Source organism: Massilia sp. ST3 (genome assembly GCF_018119405.1).
Classification (GTDB): Bacteria; Pseudomonadota; Gammaproteobacteria; order Burkholderiales; family Burkholderiaceae_D; genus Telluria.
The window spans coordinates 29,684-45,441 of record NZ_JAGPWC010000025.1 but is presented as its reverse complement, the minus strand read 5'-3'; the positions used below and the strand labels follow the sequence as shown (position 1 = coordinate 45,441).

17 protein-coding genes are annotated in these 15,758 nt (G+C 64.6%); 5 read left to right on the top strand and 12 right to left on the bottom strand.

Going from position 1 to position 15,758, the window contains the following annotated elements; translation table 11 throughout:
* Nucleotides 1–76: 76 nt before the first annotated feature.
* Complete coding sequence (locus KBW98_RS10920) at nt 77–1,213, bottom strand: PilT/PilU family type 4a pilus ATPase (protein WP_211520163.1); 1,137 nt, start codon at nt 1,211–1,213, stop codon at nt 77–79.
* A gap of 9 nt (nt 1,214–1,222) precedes the next feature.
* Nucleotides 1,223–2,266, bottom strand: coding sequence for a type IV pilus twitching motility protein PilT (locus tag KBW98_RS10915; protein ID WP_211520162.1), 1,044 nt, complete (start codon nt 2,264–2,266; stop codon nt 1,223–1,225).
* 72 nt (nt 2,267–2,338) lie between these two features.
* Here KBW98_RS10915 and KBW98_RS10910 point away from each other — a divergent pair, with 72 nt between their 5' ends.
* Both KBW98_RS10910 and proC read left to right on the top strand, forming a co-directional pair.
* A complete protein-coding gene (locus KBW98_RS10910) occupies nt 2,339–3,040 on the top strand; it encodes a YggS family pyridoxal phosphate-dependent enzyme (protein WP_211520161.1) in 702 nt (233 codons plus the stop codon).
* Between the two features lie 12 nt (nt 3,041–3,052).
* Entirely contained in the window at nt 3,053–3,865 is an 813-nt protein-coding gene (gene proC / locus KBW98_RS10905) for a pyrroline-5-carboxylate reductase (RefSeq protein ID WP_211520160.1), read from the top strand.
* A 163-nt stretch (nt 3,866–4,028) separates the two neighbouring features.
* On the opposite strand, the gene KBW98_RS10900 is transcribed toward proC, so the two are convergent.
* The 7 genes from KBW98_RS10900 to KBW98_RS10870 form a co-directional block, all read right to left on the bottom strand.
* Nucleotides 4,029–4,328, bottom strand: coding sequence for a hypothetical protein (locus tag KBW98_RS10900; protein WP_211520159.1), 300 nt, complete (start codon nt 4,326–4,328; stop codon nt 4,029–4,031).
* Nucleotides 4,321–4,695, bottom strand: coding sequence for a phage holin family protein (locus KBW98_RS10895; RefSeq protein ID WP_211520158.1), 375 nt, complete (start codon nt 4,693–4,695; stop codon nt 4,321–4,323). The genes KBW98_RS10900 and KBW98_RS10895 overlap by 8 nt, the downstream gene beginning before the upstream one ends.
* The gene (locus KBW98_RS10890) at nt 4,695–4,994 is read right to left on the bottom strand and encodes a YqjD family protein (RefSeq protein WP_211520157.1); all 300 of its coding nucleotides are present in this window, start codon (nt 4,992–4,994) and stop codon (nt 4,695–4,697) included. Before KBW98_RS10890 ends, KBW98_RS10895 begins: the two co-directional genes overlap by 1 nt.
* 44 nt (nt 4,995–5,038) lie before the next feature.
* Nucleotides 5,039–5,893: a 4-hydroxybenzoate octaprenyltransferase gene (gene ubiA / locus KBW98_RS10885; RefSeq protein WP_211520156.1), complete on the bottom strand. Its 855-nt coding sequence runs from the start codon at nt 5,891–5,893 to the stop codon at nt 5,039–5,041.
* A gap of 279 nt (nt 5,894–6,172) precedes the next feature.
* Nucleotides 6,173–6,325: a hypothetical protein gene (locus KBW98_RS10880; protein ID WP_211520155.1), complete on the bottom strand. Its 153-nt coding sequence runs from the start codon at nt 6,323–6,325 to the stop codon at nt 6,173–6,175.
* Nucleotides 6,326–6,676: 351 nt separating this feature from the next.
* Nucleotides 6,677–6,829: a hypothetical protein gene (locus KBW98_RS10875; RefSeq protein WP_211520154.1), complete on the bottom strand. Its 153-nt coding sequence runs from the start codon at nt 6,827–6,829 to the stop codon at nt 6,677–6,679.
* 598 nt (nt 6,830–7,427) lie between these two features.
* Nucleotides 7,428–8,150, bottom strand: coding sequence for a hypothetical protein (locus KBW98_RS10870; RefSeq protein ID WP_211520153.1), 723 nt, complete (start codon nt 8,148–8,150; stop codon nt 7,428–7,430).
* 599 nt (nt 8,151–8,749) lie between these two features.
* Between KBW98_RS10870 and KBW98_RS10865 the strand changes: the two genes are divergently transcribed.
* The 3 genes from KBW98_RS10865 to KBW98_RS10855 all read left to right on the top strand — a co-directional run bounded on the left by KBW98_RS10865 (nt 8,750) and on the right by KBW98_RS10855 (nt 11,410).
* Entirely contained in the window at nt 8,750–10,252 is a 1,503-nt protein-coding gene (locus KBW98_RS10865; RefSeq protein ID WP_211520152.1) for a PhoX family phosphatase, read from the top strand.
* A 29-nt stretch (nt 10,253–10,281) separates the two neighbouring features.
* Nucleotides 10,282–10,863 carry a PEP-CTERM sorting domain-containing protein gene (locus KBW98_RS10860; RefSeq protein WP_211520151.1) on the top strand — a complete coding sequence of 194 codons (582 nt, stop codon included), beginning with the start codon at nt 10,282–10,284 and terminating at the stop codon, nt 10,861–10,863.
* A 91-nt stretch (nt 10,864–10,954) separates the two neighbouring features.
* The gene (locus KBW98_RS10855; RefSeq protein ID WP_211520150.1) at nt 10,955–11,410 is read left to right on the top strand and encodes a GNAT family N-acetyltransferase; all 456 of its coding nucleotides are present in this window, start codon (nt 10,955–10,957) and stop codon (nt 11,408–11,410) included.
* A gap of 9 nt (nt 11,411–11,419) precedes the next feature.
* Here KBW98_RS10855 and KBW98_RS10850 read toward each other — a convergent pair whose 3' ends face one another.
* The 3 genes from KBW98_RS10850 to KBW98_RS10840 form a co-directional block, all read right to left on the bottom strand.
* Nucleotides 11,420–13,015, bottom strand: a complete 1,596-nt coding sequence (locus KBW98_RS10850; RefSeq protein WP_211520149.1) for a DUF4139 domain-containing protein — start codon at nt 13,013–13,015, stop codon at nt 11,420–11,422.
* A gap of 88 nt (nt 13,016–13,103) precedes the next feature.
* Nucleotides 13,104–14,618, bottom strand: coding sequence for an efflux transporter outer membrane subunit (locus KBW98_RS10845; protein WP_211520148.1), 1,515 nt, complete (start codon nt 14,616–14,618; stop codon nt 13,104–13,106).
* Between the two features lie 14 nt (nt 14,619–14,632).
* Nucleotides 14,633–15,757: an ABC transporter permease gene (locus tag KBW98_RS10840; protein ID WP_211520147.1), complete on the bottom strand. Its 1,125-nt coding sequence runs from the start codon at nt 15,755–15,757 to the stop codon at nt 14,633–14,635.
* Between the last annotated feature and the right edge of the window lies 1 nt (nt 15,758).

Sequence of the window (15,758 nt, the reverse complement as noted above, 5' to 3'; positions counted from 1 at the left end):
TGGTGGACTGCTGCTCTTGAACGTCATCCCCGCGAAGGCGGGGACCCAAGTTGACTTTCGTCGAACAGCTAAGGAATCAAACCAGACCAAGCGATTCCGTCCCCGCCGAAAAATCCCTGTCCTTCGCATGCTTGCTATTGAGCTTGATGTTCAAGCGCAGGTCATTCACCGAATCCGCATTGCGCAGCGCATCCTCGTAGGTGATCTTGTCCGCCTCGTACAAGTCGAACAACGCCTGGTCGAAGGTCTGCATCCCGAGCTCGCGCGACTTCTTCATGATCTCCTTGATCTCATGGACGTCGCCCTTGAAGATCAGGTCCGAGATCAGCGGGGAATTGAGCAGGATCTCCATCGCCACCACGCGGCCCTTGGCTGCCTTCTTCGGAATCAGGCGCTGCGAGATCAGGCCCTTCATGTTGAGCGACAGGTCCATCAGCAGCTGCTGGCGGCGCTCTTCCGGGAAGAAGTTGATGATGCGATCGAGCGCCTGGTTGGCGCTGTTGGCGTGCAGGGTGGCCAGGCACAGGTGGCCGGTTTCGGCGAAGGCGATCGCGTGCTCCATGGTCTCGCGGTCGCGGATCTCGCCGATCTGGATCACGTCCGGCGCCTGGCGCAGCGAGTTCTTGAGCGCGGCCTCGAAGCTGTCGGTGTCCACGCCCACTTCGCGCTGGGTGATCACGCAGTTGCGGTGCGGGTGCACGAATTCCACCGGATCCTCGATGGTGATGATGTGGCCGTAGCTGTGCTCGTTGCGGTAGCCCACCATCGCCGCCAGCGTGGTCGATTTACCCGAACCCGTGGCGCCCACCATGATGACCAGGCCGCGCTTGGTCATGATCACGTCCTTCAGGGTCTCCGGCAGGTCGAGGTCTTCGAACCTGGGGATGGTGGTCGTGATCACGCGCAGCACCATGCCCACGGCGCCCATCTGCATGAAGGCCGAGACACGGAAGCGTCCCAGGTCGCCCGGGCTGATCGCGAAGTTCGATTCCTTGGTCAGTTCGAAGCCGGCCGCCTGCTTGTCGTTCATGATGGCGCGCGCCAGGTCGGCGGTGTGCGTGCTGCTCAGGGCCTGGTTCGACACCGGCGTCATCTTGCCGTCGATTTTCATCGCCGGCGGGAAGCCCGCCGTGATGAACAGGTCCGAGCCGCCTTTCGCCGTCATCAGGCGCAGCAGGTCGAACATGAATTTGGATGCCTGGTCGCGTTCCATCGCCACTCCTTAGCCTGGGAAGTTTTCCGGAATCTTCGCGGCGGCGCGGGCCGCGGCGCTGGAAATCACGTTGCGGCGCACCAGGTCGGTCAGGTTCTGGTCCAGGGTCTGCATGCCGACGTTGCTGCCGGTCTGGATCGCCGAGTACATCTGCGCGATCTTCGCTTCGCGGATCAGGTTGCGGATCGCCGGGGTGCCGAGCATGATTTCGTGCGCGGCCACGCGGCCCGAGCCGTCCTTGGTCTTGAGCAGGGTCTGCGAGATCACGGCCTGGAGCGACTCCGACAGCATCGCGCGCACCATTTCCTTTTCCTCGGCCGGGAACACGTCGACGATACGGTCGATGGTCTTGGCGGCCGACGAGGTGTGCAGGGTGCCGAACACCAGGTGGCCGGTCTCGGCCGCCGACAGCGCAAGGCGGATGGTTTCCAGGTCGCGCAGTTCGCCCACCAGGATCGCGTCCGGGTCTTCGCGCAGCGCCGAGCGCAGCGCGTTGTTGAAGGACAGGGTGTGCGGGCCGACTTCGCGCTGGTTGATCAGGCACTTCTTCGGTTCGTGCACGAATTCGATCGGGTCCTCGATGGTGAGGATGTGACCCAGCTCGTTCTCGTTCAGGTGGTTGACCATCGCCGCCAGGGTGGTCGACTTGCCCGAACCGGTCGGGCCGGTCACCAGCACCAGGCCGCGCGGCTTGAGCGCCAGCTCGGCGAAGATCTTCGGCGCATTCAGTTCTTCCAGCGACAGGATCTTGGACGGAATCGTACGCAGCACCGCGGCCGCGCCGCGTTCCTGGTTGAAGGCGTTGACACGGAAGCGCGCCAGGCCCGGGATCGCGAACGAGAAGTCGCACTCCAGCACTTCCTCGTACTGCTTGCGCTGGCCGTCGTTCATGATGTCATAGATCATGCCGTGCACGTCCTTGTGCTCCAGCGCCGGCAGGTTAATGCGGCGCACGTCGCCGTGCACGCGGATCATCGGCGGCAGGCCGGACGAGAGGTGCAGGTCCGAAGCTTTGTTCTTGACCGAGAAGGCGAGGAGTTCCGAGATGTCCATTTATAATCCCTGTGCCGTATGGAAGCGGGACGCTTCGCGACGACTGAAAAATATTTCCTATAGAAAATCATTATGTCCATAATCGCCGAGAACTTGCAAGCTGTCGAAGCGACAATCGCAGGGGCTGCGCAGGCGGCGAACCGGCCCCGCTCGAGCATCCAATTATTGGCCGTATCGAAGACCTTCCCAGCGGAAGCGGTGCTGGAAGCGATGGCGGCGGGGCAGCAGGCCTTCGGCGAAAACTATCTGCAGGAAGCGCTCGACAAGATCGATCTCGTCGCGCGCGCGCAACCTGGGGTAGCCGCCGAATGGCATTTCATCGGCCCGATCCAGAGCAATAAGACAAGACCGATCGCGGCCAGCTTCCAATGGGTGCACACGGTCGAGCGGCTGAAGATCGCCCAGCGCCTGTCCGAGCAGCGGCCGCCGGAACTCGGCCCGCTCAATGTCTGCATCCAGGTCAACATCAGCGGCGAAGCCAGCAAGAGCGGCGCGCACGAGGACGAGGCGCCCGAGCTGGCGCGCCAGGTCGCGCAGCTGCCGAACCTGCGCCTGCGCGGCCTGATGGCGATTCCCGAACCCGAGACCGATCCGGCGCTGCAGCGGGCGGCCTTCGCCCGCCTGCGCGCGCTGGCCGAGCGCCTGCGCGCCGGCGGGCTGGCGCTCGACACCCTGTCGATGGGCATGTCGGGCGACATGCAGGCCGCGATTCTGGAAGGCGCGACCATCGTGCGCATCGGCAGCGCCATCTTCGGCGCCCGCCACTACGAATAGACAAGGACAACCATGACGATTGCGTTTATCGGCGGCGGCAACATGGCCACGGCCCTGATCGCCGGCCTGGCCGGACAACTCACCGAAGCCGGCCGCCTGCACGTGGTCGACCCGAACGCCGAGGCCCTGGCGCGCCTGGCGCAGCAGTACGGCGTGAGCGCGGCGTCCGGCATCGACGCCCAGGTGGACGATGCCGACGTGGTGGTGCTGGCGGTGAAGCCGCAGCAGATGCGCGAGGTGGCGGCCAGCCTGGCGCCGCACCTGGACAAGCAGCTGCTGCTGTCGATCGCGGCCGGCATCCGCATCGCCGACCTGTCGCGCTGGCTGGGCGGCTACGGCGCCATCGTGCGCTCGATGCCGAACACGCCCGCACTGATCGGCATGGGCATCACCGGCATGGTGGCCCAGGATGGCGTGAGCGCGGCCCAGCGCGAGGCGGCCGACCAGGTGATGCGCGCGGTCGGCAAGACCGTGTGGCTGGATGACGAGGCCCAGATCGATCCGGTGACGGCGGTGTCGGGCAGCGGGCCGGCCTATGTGTTCTACTTCCTCGAGGCGATGCAGCAGGCGGCGCTGGAGATGGGCTTGAATGCGGAGCAGGGCAGGGAGCTGGCGCTGGCCACCTTCACCGGCGCGGCGCAGCTGGCGGCGCAGTCGGGCGATCCGGTCGAGGTGCTGCGGCAGCGCGTGACCTCCAAGGGCGGGACGACGCATGCGGCGATTACCAGCATGGAGGGGGCGGGGGTCAAGCAGGCGATCGTGGAAGCGATGAAGGCGGCTGCGGCGCGGGGGCGGGAGCTTGGTGAGGAGCTCGGAAAAAATTGAAGTGTTGCCGGCGAGCCGGCAAATGTAAGGAAACTTGGGTTCCGGCCTCCGCCGGAACGACGGTCTTTAGGCAGGTAGTGACGGCATTGATCCTAGCCCGCTGCTTATGCACGTCGTCCCGGCGCAGGCCGGGACCCAAGTTCGCCAGCAAGCTGATAGCGCCTCAGTGAACCTCAAACCCCTTCCACCGCAACACCGGCAGCACCCGCTGCGCAAACTTGTACAGCGACACCCCGGCCGTCACCACGCCAACCGCCCACTTGGGTTTAGTAGCAAGAAAACCCGCCGCCACCCCCGCCACGATCAGCGCCGTCTTCTTGTGCTCACTGACATAAGCCGGCACCACCCCCAGCGTCTCGGGCGACTTCAGCACGGCGAATTCGTGCGCAACGACGGCGCGCTGGGCCGCGCACTGCGCCACCAGCGCCGCACGGCGCGCAGCCAGTTCCTGGGCATTAGCCATCGACCTGCTCTCCTTTCGCAAACCCGACGTCCTTGCGCAGCTCGGCCAGGGTGGCGCCGAGCAGCGGCGGACGCGCCGCCAGGCCGCCGCGCAGTTTCATGACCGCGAAGCCGCAGCCGAGTGCGAACAGCACGGCCATCCCGCCCACCGCCAGCAGGCGGTGCGTGTCCCAGAACAGCACCAGCACGAACAGCACCGCCAGGGCCAGGGCGCCCAGCGCCAGCACCGCGGCGGCCAGCGCCCAGGCGAGGTAGCCGAACAGGCGCTGCGTTTCCTCCTGCAGCTCGACCGCCGCCAGCTCCAGGCGCGTGCGCGCCATGGCCAGCACAGTGGTCCCGATCCGGCCTACGGCTGTGGAAATACTCATTACTTGCGGGCGATCAGCATGCCGACCACGACGCCGACCGCGGCGCCCAGGCCCACCGATTTCCACGGGTTTTCCTTGACGTATTCGTCGGTCGCCTTGGCGGCGTCGACCACGGTTTCCTGGTAGTGGGCCAGGCCGGCCTTGGCGCTGGCCAGGGTCGACTCGAACTTGGCTTTCAGCTCTTCGCCGCCCAGGGCGCCGCCGTTGCGCAGCCAGGCTTCGGCGTCATGGATCACGGTCTTCAGGTCGGTGACCAGTTGTTCGCGGGTGCCGGTTTGGGTAGGGATCTTGTCAATCATGATAAGCCTCTTTGCTTGGTTGAATGAATGCCTTTTGGACAATATTACCTGAATGCATAGTCGAGTGCGACACCGCTGAATAAGGCGGCGCCCAGCCAGTTGTTGTGGCGGAAGGCCTTGAAGCAGGCCATGCGCTCGCGCTCGCGGATCAGGGTGTAGTGGTAGAGCGCCAGCCCGGCCGCCACGGCCACGCCGGCCACGAACCACCAGCGCAGGCCCAGGTACCAGCCGCACACCAGGTCGATCGCCAGCGCGGCGCCGTAGCACAGCATCACGGCGGCCACGTCGAAGCGGCCGAAGGTGATGGCCGAGGTGCGAATGCCGATCTTGAGGTCGTCGTCGCGGTCGACCATCGCGTACTCGGTGTCGTAGGCTACCGCCCAGAACACGTTCGCCACAAGCAGCCACCAGGCCACGGCCGGCACCTGGCCCTGCACGGCGGCGAAGGCCATCGGGATGCCGAAGCCGAAGGCGATGCCCAGGTAGGCCTGGGGGATGGCGAAGAAGCGCTTGAAGTAGGGATAGGTGCCGGCCACCACCAGCGCCACCACCGACAGCTGCTTGGTCAGCATGTTAAGGGGCTGGATCAGCAGGAAGGAAACCAGGGACAGCACCAGCGCCACCATCACCGCCTCCCAGCCGCGGATCTTGCCGCTGGTGAGGGGACGGTCGACGGTGCGCTTGACGTGGCGGTCGAAGTCGCGGTCGGCGTAGTCGTTGATGGCGCAGCCGGCCGAACGCATCAGGGCCGTGCCGAGCACGAAGATCGCCAGCACCAGCATGTCCGGCACACCGCCGGACGCCATCCACAGCGCCCACAGGGTCGGCCACAGCAGCAAAAGGATGCCGATGGGCTTGTCGGCCCGGACCAGGCGGAAGTAAAGCGCCAGTTTGTTCATGGGAGGAATCGCGTCTTGCCGAGCAAGAACTGTTGAGCAGAAGACAGCGATTCTAAAGCTTTTGCCGCAAGCGCGGGCAGGCGGCGCAGCTCAGGAGCTGATGAGCAAGGCTTGCCATACACCAGTGTGGAAGGCGTCGAGCGCGCACCGTCATATCGCGGGGATTGCAGCGCCGGAGACGGGCTGGCTTGCTCTCATGACGAACGAGTTCTGCTCGAGAAGCTCGTCCGGAGAAACGGGGAATCAATAAAAGGTGCCGCTTCGGCACCTTTTATATGATTAGAGCTTACCTTTGACGGTGCACGAAATTTCCTTGGTGCCATCCGAACGGATCGTCACTTTGCACTCATATTCGACGCCGCCAGAAACTTCATTCAGTTCTGCGACATTCAGTTCACGGATGTTTTGTTCAGTAGCTGCGATATGGTTCATTTCTATTCCTTGTTTATCAAATATGTGACGAAAACGCGTCACAGGAAAATATTATGATGAAGGCTTTTTATTGGTCAAGGAAAAAAGCCATACAGTCTTAATTAAACCCAGGTGCATAAGCGAATGGCATAATGCGGTGCGTGCGAATAAAAACTGGGTATGCTGTCGATATATGGAGAAAATGCAGGAGATAGGCTTGCCGATCAGCGTAGCGATATTGTTTGCGGAGGGCAGGATCGAGTCGGGGTAGTGGCGCATTTTCCCTGGGTTCCAGCGCCGGTTGCCATTCATGCGGTATTTTCGCGTGAATGGCAATATAAAAGGTGCCGCGTGGGCACCTTTTACAGGACTTTAGAAAGTGCCTTTGATGGTGCAGGAAATTTCCTTGGTGCCGTCGGATTTGATCGTGGCTTTGCACTCCCATTCGACGCCGCCGGAAACCTCGTTGATTTCTGCGGTGTTCAGTTCGCGGATGTTTTGTGCAGGAGTTGCGATCTGTTTCATTTGTCTTCCTCTTTATTAAATTACGTGACAACAAGTGCGGCCACGGATCAATATTATGGTTAACGTTTTTGGTGGTCAAGGCTAAAAACATGGCCATCTTCAAAAAAATCTGAATGCATAAGCGAGGAGCATAATCAAGGATGTTGAAATCTCATCCGGGTAAAAAGTAGTGGCCACGATGCTCCACTACTTACGCGGAGGTAAATACAATATGGCCGTGGCTGGAATGCCCGGCTTTGCGGCGCGCGTAGCGAATGCCGCGGGAGATACAGTGGGGCCGAAAGGACGCGGATCGTCACCTGATCAATGCGATAGGTCGAAAGCGTCGGGTTTTTGTACCAGTCAGTTAATCGGCGAAGGGAACAGGATATACCGGCGCCGTGAAGGCGGAGGGAGGATTCTTGAAGAATGCGGAAGGATGGAAGCCCGGTGCGCCGCATCGCGGCTCCACAGGTAGCGAAGTCGGCACCGCAGGCGCCGGCTTCGCACCGGGCGAGCGGACAGGCTGTAAAAAAGTCGTCAGATCCGGCCCGTTGCAGCCTGCTACCGGGGCGATACTGAATCGTATTCCCATGCGAGCCGCGAGCCGGCGGATCGCTTACTTGAGACTGATTTGGTGTACCGTGAAATCCGAACTGATAAACTTGGGTTGCCAGGGCGGATTAACCACGCGAATATTCGACACGCCGAGTTTTTTAAATCCATCGACAGAAAAGGTCCATCCCAGGCTTTTCTCGTCCTTCCCGAAGCGTTGCGAATAATAGGGTGTTTGCCCGAGAGTGGTAATGCGTTGATCGACTTTGATCAGCGCAAAAAAATCCCGTTCCTCTTGCTCTTTGCTGGCTACCATCTTCTTGATTTCATCGTCCAGTTGCTTGCGGGCGGCCATCTGCTCTTCTTTTGACATCGCAGCGAAAATGGCCTCCTGTTCTGCATCGAGCTTGAAGCTCTTGCTGCTGAGTCCACCGTGAAATCCTATCACTGCAAAATTGCTGACGATTTTCTTCGGGGCGGCCGTAAAGACATAATTCGCGCAGGAGGAAAAGCAGAATTCCAGAACTTTTACGGTTAACCCATGTTTATGAACCCAGGTCCCAAGCGCGATGCCCGGATCGGTAGGGCCGCCGGGGCTGCGTATCGAAAGCCGTGTCGGTTTGGTGTCGAGGGAGGCAAACAGGTCGAAAACCTCCTTGTTGGCTTCCTGCGAAATTTCCCCGATGTAGTTTAATTCGCCGTTATCGAGGTACACCTGGGTTGCTTTTTCGGCGTGAACCAGTGAGATGTCAAAGGCGAGCGCCAGGAAAATCAAGGATTTCTTCATGAGACAGGCACGGATTAATAACTTGTTCTTGGGTAAAACGATCTCTCGATTCGAGCTTCGCCTGGGTATACTGTCATTACGCGATTTCAGTCCTGACATGCAGCTGGTGCATATCCGCGGCGCATTGCAGCGCACCACCTGCGTTGACAAACTCGTCATTGTGCTTCACACAGTACAGATGCTGAACTGGTTGCGACGTCGTGATTTTACTCAAAGCTGGCGGCTATAAACTATTAAATTCTCACAGTTATATTGCATAAGTCTGTCCCGGGAATGCTTTTCTCGCAATATTTCATAGATTCTTGGTTAAAGACCATGTAAGCCCGACAGGCGACAAATGGCTCTTGACTGGCGGATTGGCCCGTTTGTCGCCGACATTCTTCCGGCGCACTGCTGGCGAGCATCTGCGAGACCTGGACGACAGGCTGCAAGACATGCCGGCTGGCTTCTCGTCTAAGCAAGGGGAAAGACAGGACCTCGCTTCACGTCATGCAGCGATCTTTTTGTTGTCATTGAACCGACATTTTTGTTTGTTTAAATGCATCGGTCCGTGCCATGGGGGTGTGGACGGAAGGCATGCACAAAGATGGCGAGGATCAATGACTGACAAAGAATTGTCGCCGTCGCGACGCAATCTGCTCAAGGGCTTGGCCGGCGCCTCCGCGCTGCCCTTCGTCGGCGCGTTCGCCGCCATGCAGGCCCGGCAAGCGCTAGCCGCCAACGGATCCACCGCGCTGGTCGACAGCCCCTATGGCCCGATCGCCCCGGTCAAGGACCTGACGACCGGCCTGCCGCTGCTGCAGCTGCCTGCGGGCTTCAGCTACAAGAGCTTCGGCTGGCGCGGCGACACGATGACCGACGGCCACGCCTGCCCGGGCGGCCACGACGGCATGGGCGTGGTCCAGACACGCAAGCTCGGCCGCAGCACCGAGCTGGTGCTGGTGCGTAACCACGAGATCGGCGGCACCGGCGCCGCCAATTTCATCAATGCGGTCGGCGTCTACGACGGCGGCAAGCTCAACGGCAGCTCCGACAACGTGTTCGGCGGCGGCACCACCAACCTGCTGTTCCGCGACGGGAACTGGGTCAGCATGAGCCCGAGCCTGGGCGGCACACAGACCAACTGCGCGGGCGGCATCACTCCCTGGGGCACCTGGCTGAGCTGCGAGGAAGTCGGCTCGGACGCGGTCAGCGTCTCGGGCAGGAAGCACGGCTACGTATTCGAAGTCACGGCCGACCCGGCGCTGACGACCGGCCAGCCCATCGTTGGCATGGGCCGTTTCGCCCACGAAGCCGCCGCCGTCGATCCGGCTACCGGCTTCGTCTACCAGACCGAGGATTCCTCGGGCAAGTCGGGCTTATACCGCTATGTGCCGGACATCCGCACCGGGGCGCCGGGCTCGCTGGCGCGCGGCGGCATCCTGCAGATGGCGCGCGTGCGCGGCATCCAGAACGCCAACCTGGCTGTGGCGCCCGTGAACGCGAGTTACGAGCTCGAGTGGGTGCCGATCGCCAATCCGGACGCCAACCGCGGCAACGCCACCGGTCCATCCGGCGTGACCATCACCAATGCGGCCGGTCCCTTCGTGCAGGGCTGGCTGCAGGGCGCGGCGCGCATGAACCGCGGCGAAGGCATCTGGTATGCGCAGGGCAAGATGTACGTGATGGACACCTCGGGCGGCGCGGTGCAGCGCGGCGCCATCTGGGAACTGGACCTGGCCACGCAAGTCCTCACCTGCATCTACTCGAGCCCGAGCCCGCTGGTGGGCAACATGGGCGACAACCTGACTGTCAGCCCGCGCAACGCGATCCTGATCTGCGAAGACGCCTCGACCGCCGCCACCGACATGTACGGCTTCGGACAGCGCCTGATGGGCCTCACCGGCCAGGGCGACGCCTACATCTTCGCCAAGAACAATATCAACCTGACCGAAGCCCAGCTGCAGGGCGCGGGCAAGCTGGCCTCGCTCGCGGGCGACCAGCGCGGCAACGAGTTCGCCGGCGCCTGCTTCGACCCGACCGGCCGCTACCTCTTCGTCAACATCCAGACCCCGGGCGTGACCTTCGCGATCTCGGGTCCATGGGCCAAGGGCCCGCTGTAAGCGCCATCCACCATCACAGGGGAATTCACATGCATTTTCTTAAAATGATCGCCGCCGCCTTCGCGGCCCTGATGCTGTCCGGCGGCGCCCAGGGCGCGGTCCTGCTGTCGAGCTCCGGCTCGCCGGAAAACGCCGTCACCGACTACAGCGCGGCTGGCCTGGTGTCCTTCAACCTCGACCTGAAGAACTTCACCGGCACCACGCTGAACTTCGTGCTGGAAGAGGAAGACCTGCTCGGTCCCCTGCACCTGAGCGCCATGGTGCTGAACCTGCGCGGCCTGCCTTTCCCGCACTTCAGCTTCAGCCTGCAAGGCATTGGCTTCGCCGGCGCCGGCAGCGTGACGCCGGCCTTCGGCGTGCTGGGCAGCGTCACCCACGACAGCGGCAAGGCGGCCATCCGCTTCGTCCAGGCCGAACCGGCCGAGTTCCACTTCGGGAATCCGCTCGGCCTGCAGGGCCAGGCCGATTGGGTGCTGGATACCACCGGCCTGCGCGCGGGCGACAGCTTCGCCATCGTGGCCGAGGTGCCGGAGCCGTCGACCGTGGCGCTGCTGCTGCCGATGCTGTGCATGGGCAGCCTGGCGGTCGCGCGCCGCCGCAAGAAAGACTAAGCAGCAGAAGGAGTGGACATGTTCATGCGCCTGGCATTGCATTGACGCCGTGCGCATGCCAAGATCGCGCGCTTTCGGCCAGGATCCAGACATGTCCATCTCCACCCGCCTCGCATCGCACCACGATCTTCCCCGCATCGCGCAGCTGTTCGACCTGTACCGCCAGTTCTACGAGCAGGCGCCGGACGCGGAGCTGGCCCGGCGCTTCATCGGCGAGCGCTTTCACAAAGGAGAGTCGAAGCTGCTGGCCGCGCTCGACGAAGCCGGCGAGATCGTCGGCTTCTGCCAGCTCTATCCGAGCTTCTGCTCGGTGGAAGCGGCGCCCATCTATGTGCTCTACGACCTGTTCGTCGATCCCGCCGCGCGCAAGGGCGGGGCGGGGCGGGCGCTGCTGCTGGCCGCCGAGGCGCTGGCGCGCCAGGACGGCAAGGCGCGCATGGACCTGACCACGGCCAGGACCAACCACGCCGCGCAAGCCCTGTACGCCTCGCTCGGCTGGGTGCGCGACGAGGTGTTCCTGGCCTACAGCCGGCGCCCGGCCTCCTGACCTTCCTGCTTAGGGCAGGCCCTGCACGCTGCCTTCCTTCGGATAGCCGATCGCGTAATCGACCTTGAAGCGGGCCGTCTCGTTCGGCTTCAGGCTGCGCTCCCAGCCCACCAGGCCGCGCCGCTGCTGCCAGTCCCTGACGTTCGGTTCGGGGTCGAGCGAGATCTTGACGTGCACCTTGTCCGACTGGCTGACCGGCGTCGGCTCCAGCAGCAGGATGTCGACCGGCTGGCGGTGCGAGCTGGTCACCACATAGGTATCGGCGATGCGTTTCTCGTTGTCGCGCTTGAAGAAGCCGGTCTGGCCCGACATCTCGTCGCGGTGCTCGATGGCGACGCGCATCAGGGGATCGCGGCCGAAGGCGAGGCTCAGGCGTTCGCTGTCCTGCGGGTCCCAGTGCAGGGCGCCGACATAAGAGCCGTCGCGGCGCAGCTGCACCTGGCCGGGCAGCCACACGCCTTCGGGGCGCGCCGCATCCGCGGTCAGCACCGCGACCTCGTCGCTGCTGCGCGGCGCGATGCGCACGCGCTGCTTCACGGGCAGGCTTTGCGCACCCAGTCCCACCGAGATCTCGCGGCCGTCCGCGGCCAGGTCGACCCTGGCCGGCACCTCGAATTCGGTGCTGAAATTCCCCTGCGTCTCCAGCACCGGCGCCACGTAATTGTCCGCCGCGATCCGCGAACCCGACACGGCCACCGCCATCGGCGCCGGCGCCGGCGGAGGGGCGGGCGCGTAGGACATCTCGGCGACTACCTGGGGTGGTCGATAGCTCAGCAGCCAGGATGATGGATCCGGCGCCTGGGCCGACAGGCTGGGCTGGCCGGTCGACAGGCGCAGCTTGACCCGGCTCCAGTCCTCGCCCGTCTTTTGCGAGATCGTGGCCAGGCGCTCCAGTTCGATGGTCGAGGCATGCGAGTCGAGCGATGCGCGGTAGGCCGGCTTCCAGCCGGCGCGGTTGACCTGGTAGCTCAGCACCAGCTTGCCCGCCTGTTTGGCCGCGACGGCGATGGTCATGACGCGGCTGTCGCGCGTATTGGCCTGGAGCTTGGCGAGGTCGCGCCTGACGACCTCGAGCTGCCTGGCCAGGGCGCGCTTCTTCACTTCGTTGTTGTGCACACGTTCGAGCGCGTCGGCGCCGCCCTTGCGGATCGCGTCCAGGGTACCGAGCAGCGTTTTCGGATCGCCAGCCGCCCGCCCCGCGCCCGCTTCGCCGCCGCCCAGGCGTTCCAGGTAGCCCTGGACCAGCTGGGCCGATCTGGAATCGGCGTCGATCAGCGCGATCTGGTCCTGCAGCGCCTGCACCTTGCTTTCCAATTCCGCCGCGCGCGGGCTGGGGCTGTCGGCGCGGGGCAGGTCGCGCGTGACCACCTGGCCGACCTGGATGCCGGGATCCGCCTGCAGGCGCACGGAGTCGGTACTGAAGTTCGCCAGCAGGCCGGTGATCTCGACCTGGGTCGCGCCCGGCGCCACCTCGACCACGCGTTCGACGGTGGCGCTGCCCGGATACAGGGTCACGCTGCGGATGGGCGCCTCGATGGCCCAGGCGCTGAAGGGAGACGTCGCCGCGAGCGCCAGCAGGATCGTCTGTTTTTGTATGCTCGGCATGTGTTTTCTCGTGATGAAAGGCAATATTACGAGCGTAACAGATGCACTCGGAAAACACATTCCGGAACCGAACCACCAGGCCGCAAGCTCATCGCGGCTGGCGGCCTCCAGTATTGCCGATCGCCTTGTTGAGCGCCACATAGCGCACGGCCAGGCGCGTTTCGGAGGCAGCCAGCTCGCGGCGCGCCTGCAGGTGGCTGCGCTGGCTGTCGAGCACGGCGACGAAGTCCACGGCGCCGCCCTGGTAGCGCGCCTGCGTCAGGCGGTAGGCCTCGCCGCTGCTGCGCACGCGCGCCTGCAGGTCGTCCGCCTGCCGCTGCTCGGCCGCGTAGGCGCTCAGGGCATCGTCGATCTCCTGCCAGGCCTTGAGCACGACGCGCTGGTAGTCCACGGCCGCTTCCTGCTGTTCCAGCTCGCGCAATCGCACCGTGCTGCGGCGGCGCCCGCCGTCGAACAGGGGCAGGTCCAGGCTCGGTCCGATGGACCAGGTGCGGCTGCCCCATCCGCCGAAACGCTCGTCCAGGTAGGACTCGGCGCCGAAATGCGCGCCCAGGCGCACGCTCGGGTAAAGATCGGCCTGCGCGACACCCACTCTGGCCACGGCGCGATGCAGGCGCGCTTCGGCGGCGCGGATGTCCGGGCGGCGCAGGGCGACTTCCGACGGCAGCCCCAGCTGCAGGTCCGGCAGGGCGGGCAGGGCGCCGCCCGCCTGGTCCGAGGCCAGCATGCCGTCCAGGGCGCCGGGACGCTCGCCCAGCAGGAGGGCGATCTGGTTGATGCTGGCGCCTTCCTCGGCCAGCAGGCCCGGCAGGCGCACCCTGGCCGCGGCCAGTTCGGCGCGCTGGCGTTCCAGGTCGAGGTGGTCGCTGGCGCCGCTGCGAACCCGGGCTTCCAGGAGCCGCAGGCGCTCGCCGAGCGCGTCGACGTCCTCGTGTGCCAGCCGGATCTGGCGCCGCGTGCCGCGCAGTTCGAGGTAGTGGCGCGCCAGGTCGCTGGCAAGGCTCAAGCGGGCAAGGTCGAACAGCGCGGCCTGCTGCGCGACGCCGGCGTCGGCCGCTTCCACGGAGCGCTTGACCCTGCCCCACAGGTCCGGCTCCCATGAGGCGTCGAAGCCGGCCTGGTAGAGCGTGAAGGGCTGGCTCAGCGCGCCCGCCACGGTGTCGCGGTCGGCGGCGATGACGTCGCTCAGGCGCGTCCCGGCGCCGTATTCGCTCTGGCGCTGGCGCTGCACGCCGCCGCTGGCGCCGAGCTGCGGAGCACCCTGCGCCGGCGCCGCCGCGCGTTGCACCCGGGCCTGCGCGAAACGCAACGCGGCGCTGCGCAAATCCGGGCTGGCTTCCTGCGCCCGCTGCTGCAGGCTGTCGAGCATCGGGTCGCCGAAGGCCTGCCACCACTTCGCCGGCAAGGACTGCTCCGTACCGGCGGGGATGCGCAGCATCGGGTCCGCGCTGCGCCAGCTGCTCCAGTCCTCGGGGGCGGCTGGGCTGGGCTTGACGAAGTCGGGGCCCGCCACGCACCCCGCCAGCAGCAGGCCGCAAGCCAGTGACGCCGCCCGCCGGGAGCCTGGAAGGGAGGAGGAAAAAAGGAGAGTGAAAGTACGCATGGTCGACTCGTCAATCAGGAAAGGCGGTGCCGGAACAGCCAGGCCGCGAGAGGCAGGGTAATGGCCGCCAGCACCAGCAGGGGAACGAAATCGAGGGCGACGTCGGCCAGCACGGCGCCCTCCAGGTAGACGCGGCGCACGATGCCGATGCCGAAGCGTAGCGGGTTGGCATAAGTGGCGAGCTGCAGCAACTGCGGCATGTTGCGCACCGGCGTTAGCAGGCCCGAGAGCAGCATCATCGGCATGATCAGGAGGAAGGCATACAGCATGGCCTGCTGCATGGAAAGCGACAGCGCGGAAATCGACAGGCCCACGCCGACCGCCGCGATGGTGAAGACAAGCAGGCCGAGGTAGAGCAGCCCCACCGAACCGTTCATCGGGATGCCGAACCAGAAACGGATGATCAGGAAGATGACGGTCGACTGCAGCAGTCCGATGCCGATCGGCGGCAGGGCCTTGCCGACCAGGATCTGCAGCGGCGTGAAGGGTGTCACCAGCAGCTGGTCGAAGGTGCCTTGCTCGCGTTCCCTGGCCACCGACAGCGCCGCGAGCAGCAGGGTCTGCAGCATGCTCAAGGCCGCGATCAGGCCCGGCATCAGGTTCCAGCGCGATTCGAGATTGGGATTGAACCAGGCGCGCCGCTCGATGCTCACGCTGCCCCGGGCGCCGGGCGGCCCGTTGTAGGCCGCGACGACCGCGTTCACGTAGGCCGCCGCCATGGACGCGGTCGAGGAGTTGCGGCCGTCGAGGATGAGCTGGAGCGGCGCCCGCTCGCCGGCCGCCAGGCGCGTCTCGAAGTCGTCCGGGAAGCCGAGGAAGACGATGGCCTGGCCGGCGTCGATGACGCCGGCGATCTGGCGCGGCGATTCCAGGGTGGCGACCCGTTCGAACACGCCGGTGCCGTCCAGGCGCGCCAGCAGCGCCTGCGAGGCGCCGCTGCGGCTCTGGTCGAGCACCGCATAGGGAACGTGCTTGAGGTCGAAGGTGGCCGCATAGCCGAACAGCAGTGCCTGGACCAGGGCCGGCGCGACCAGGAGCGCGCGGCTGCTGGGCTCCTTCAGGAGCACCAGGATCTCCTTGCGCACTAGCGCGAATACCGGGGCAAGCGTGGCGAACAGCCGGGAGAAAAAGGCGGACATC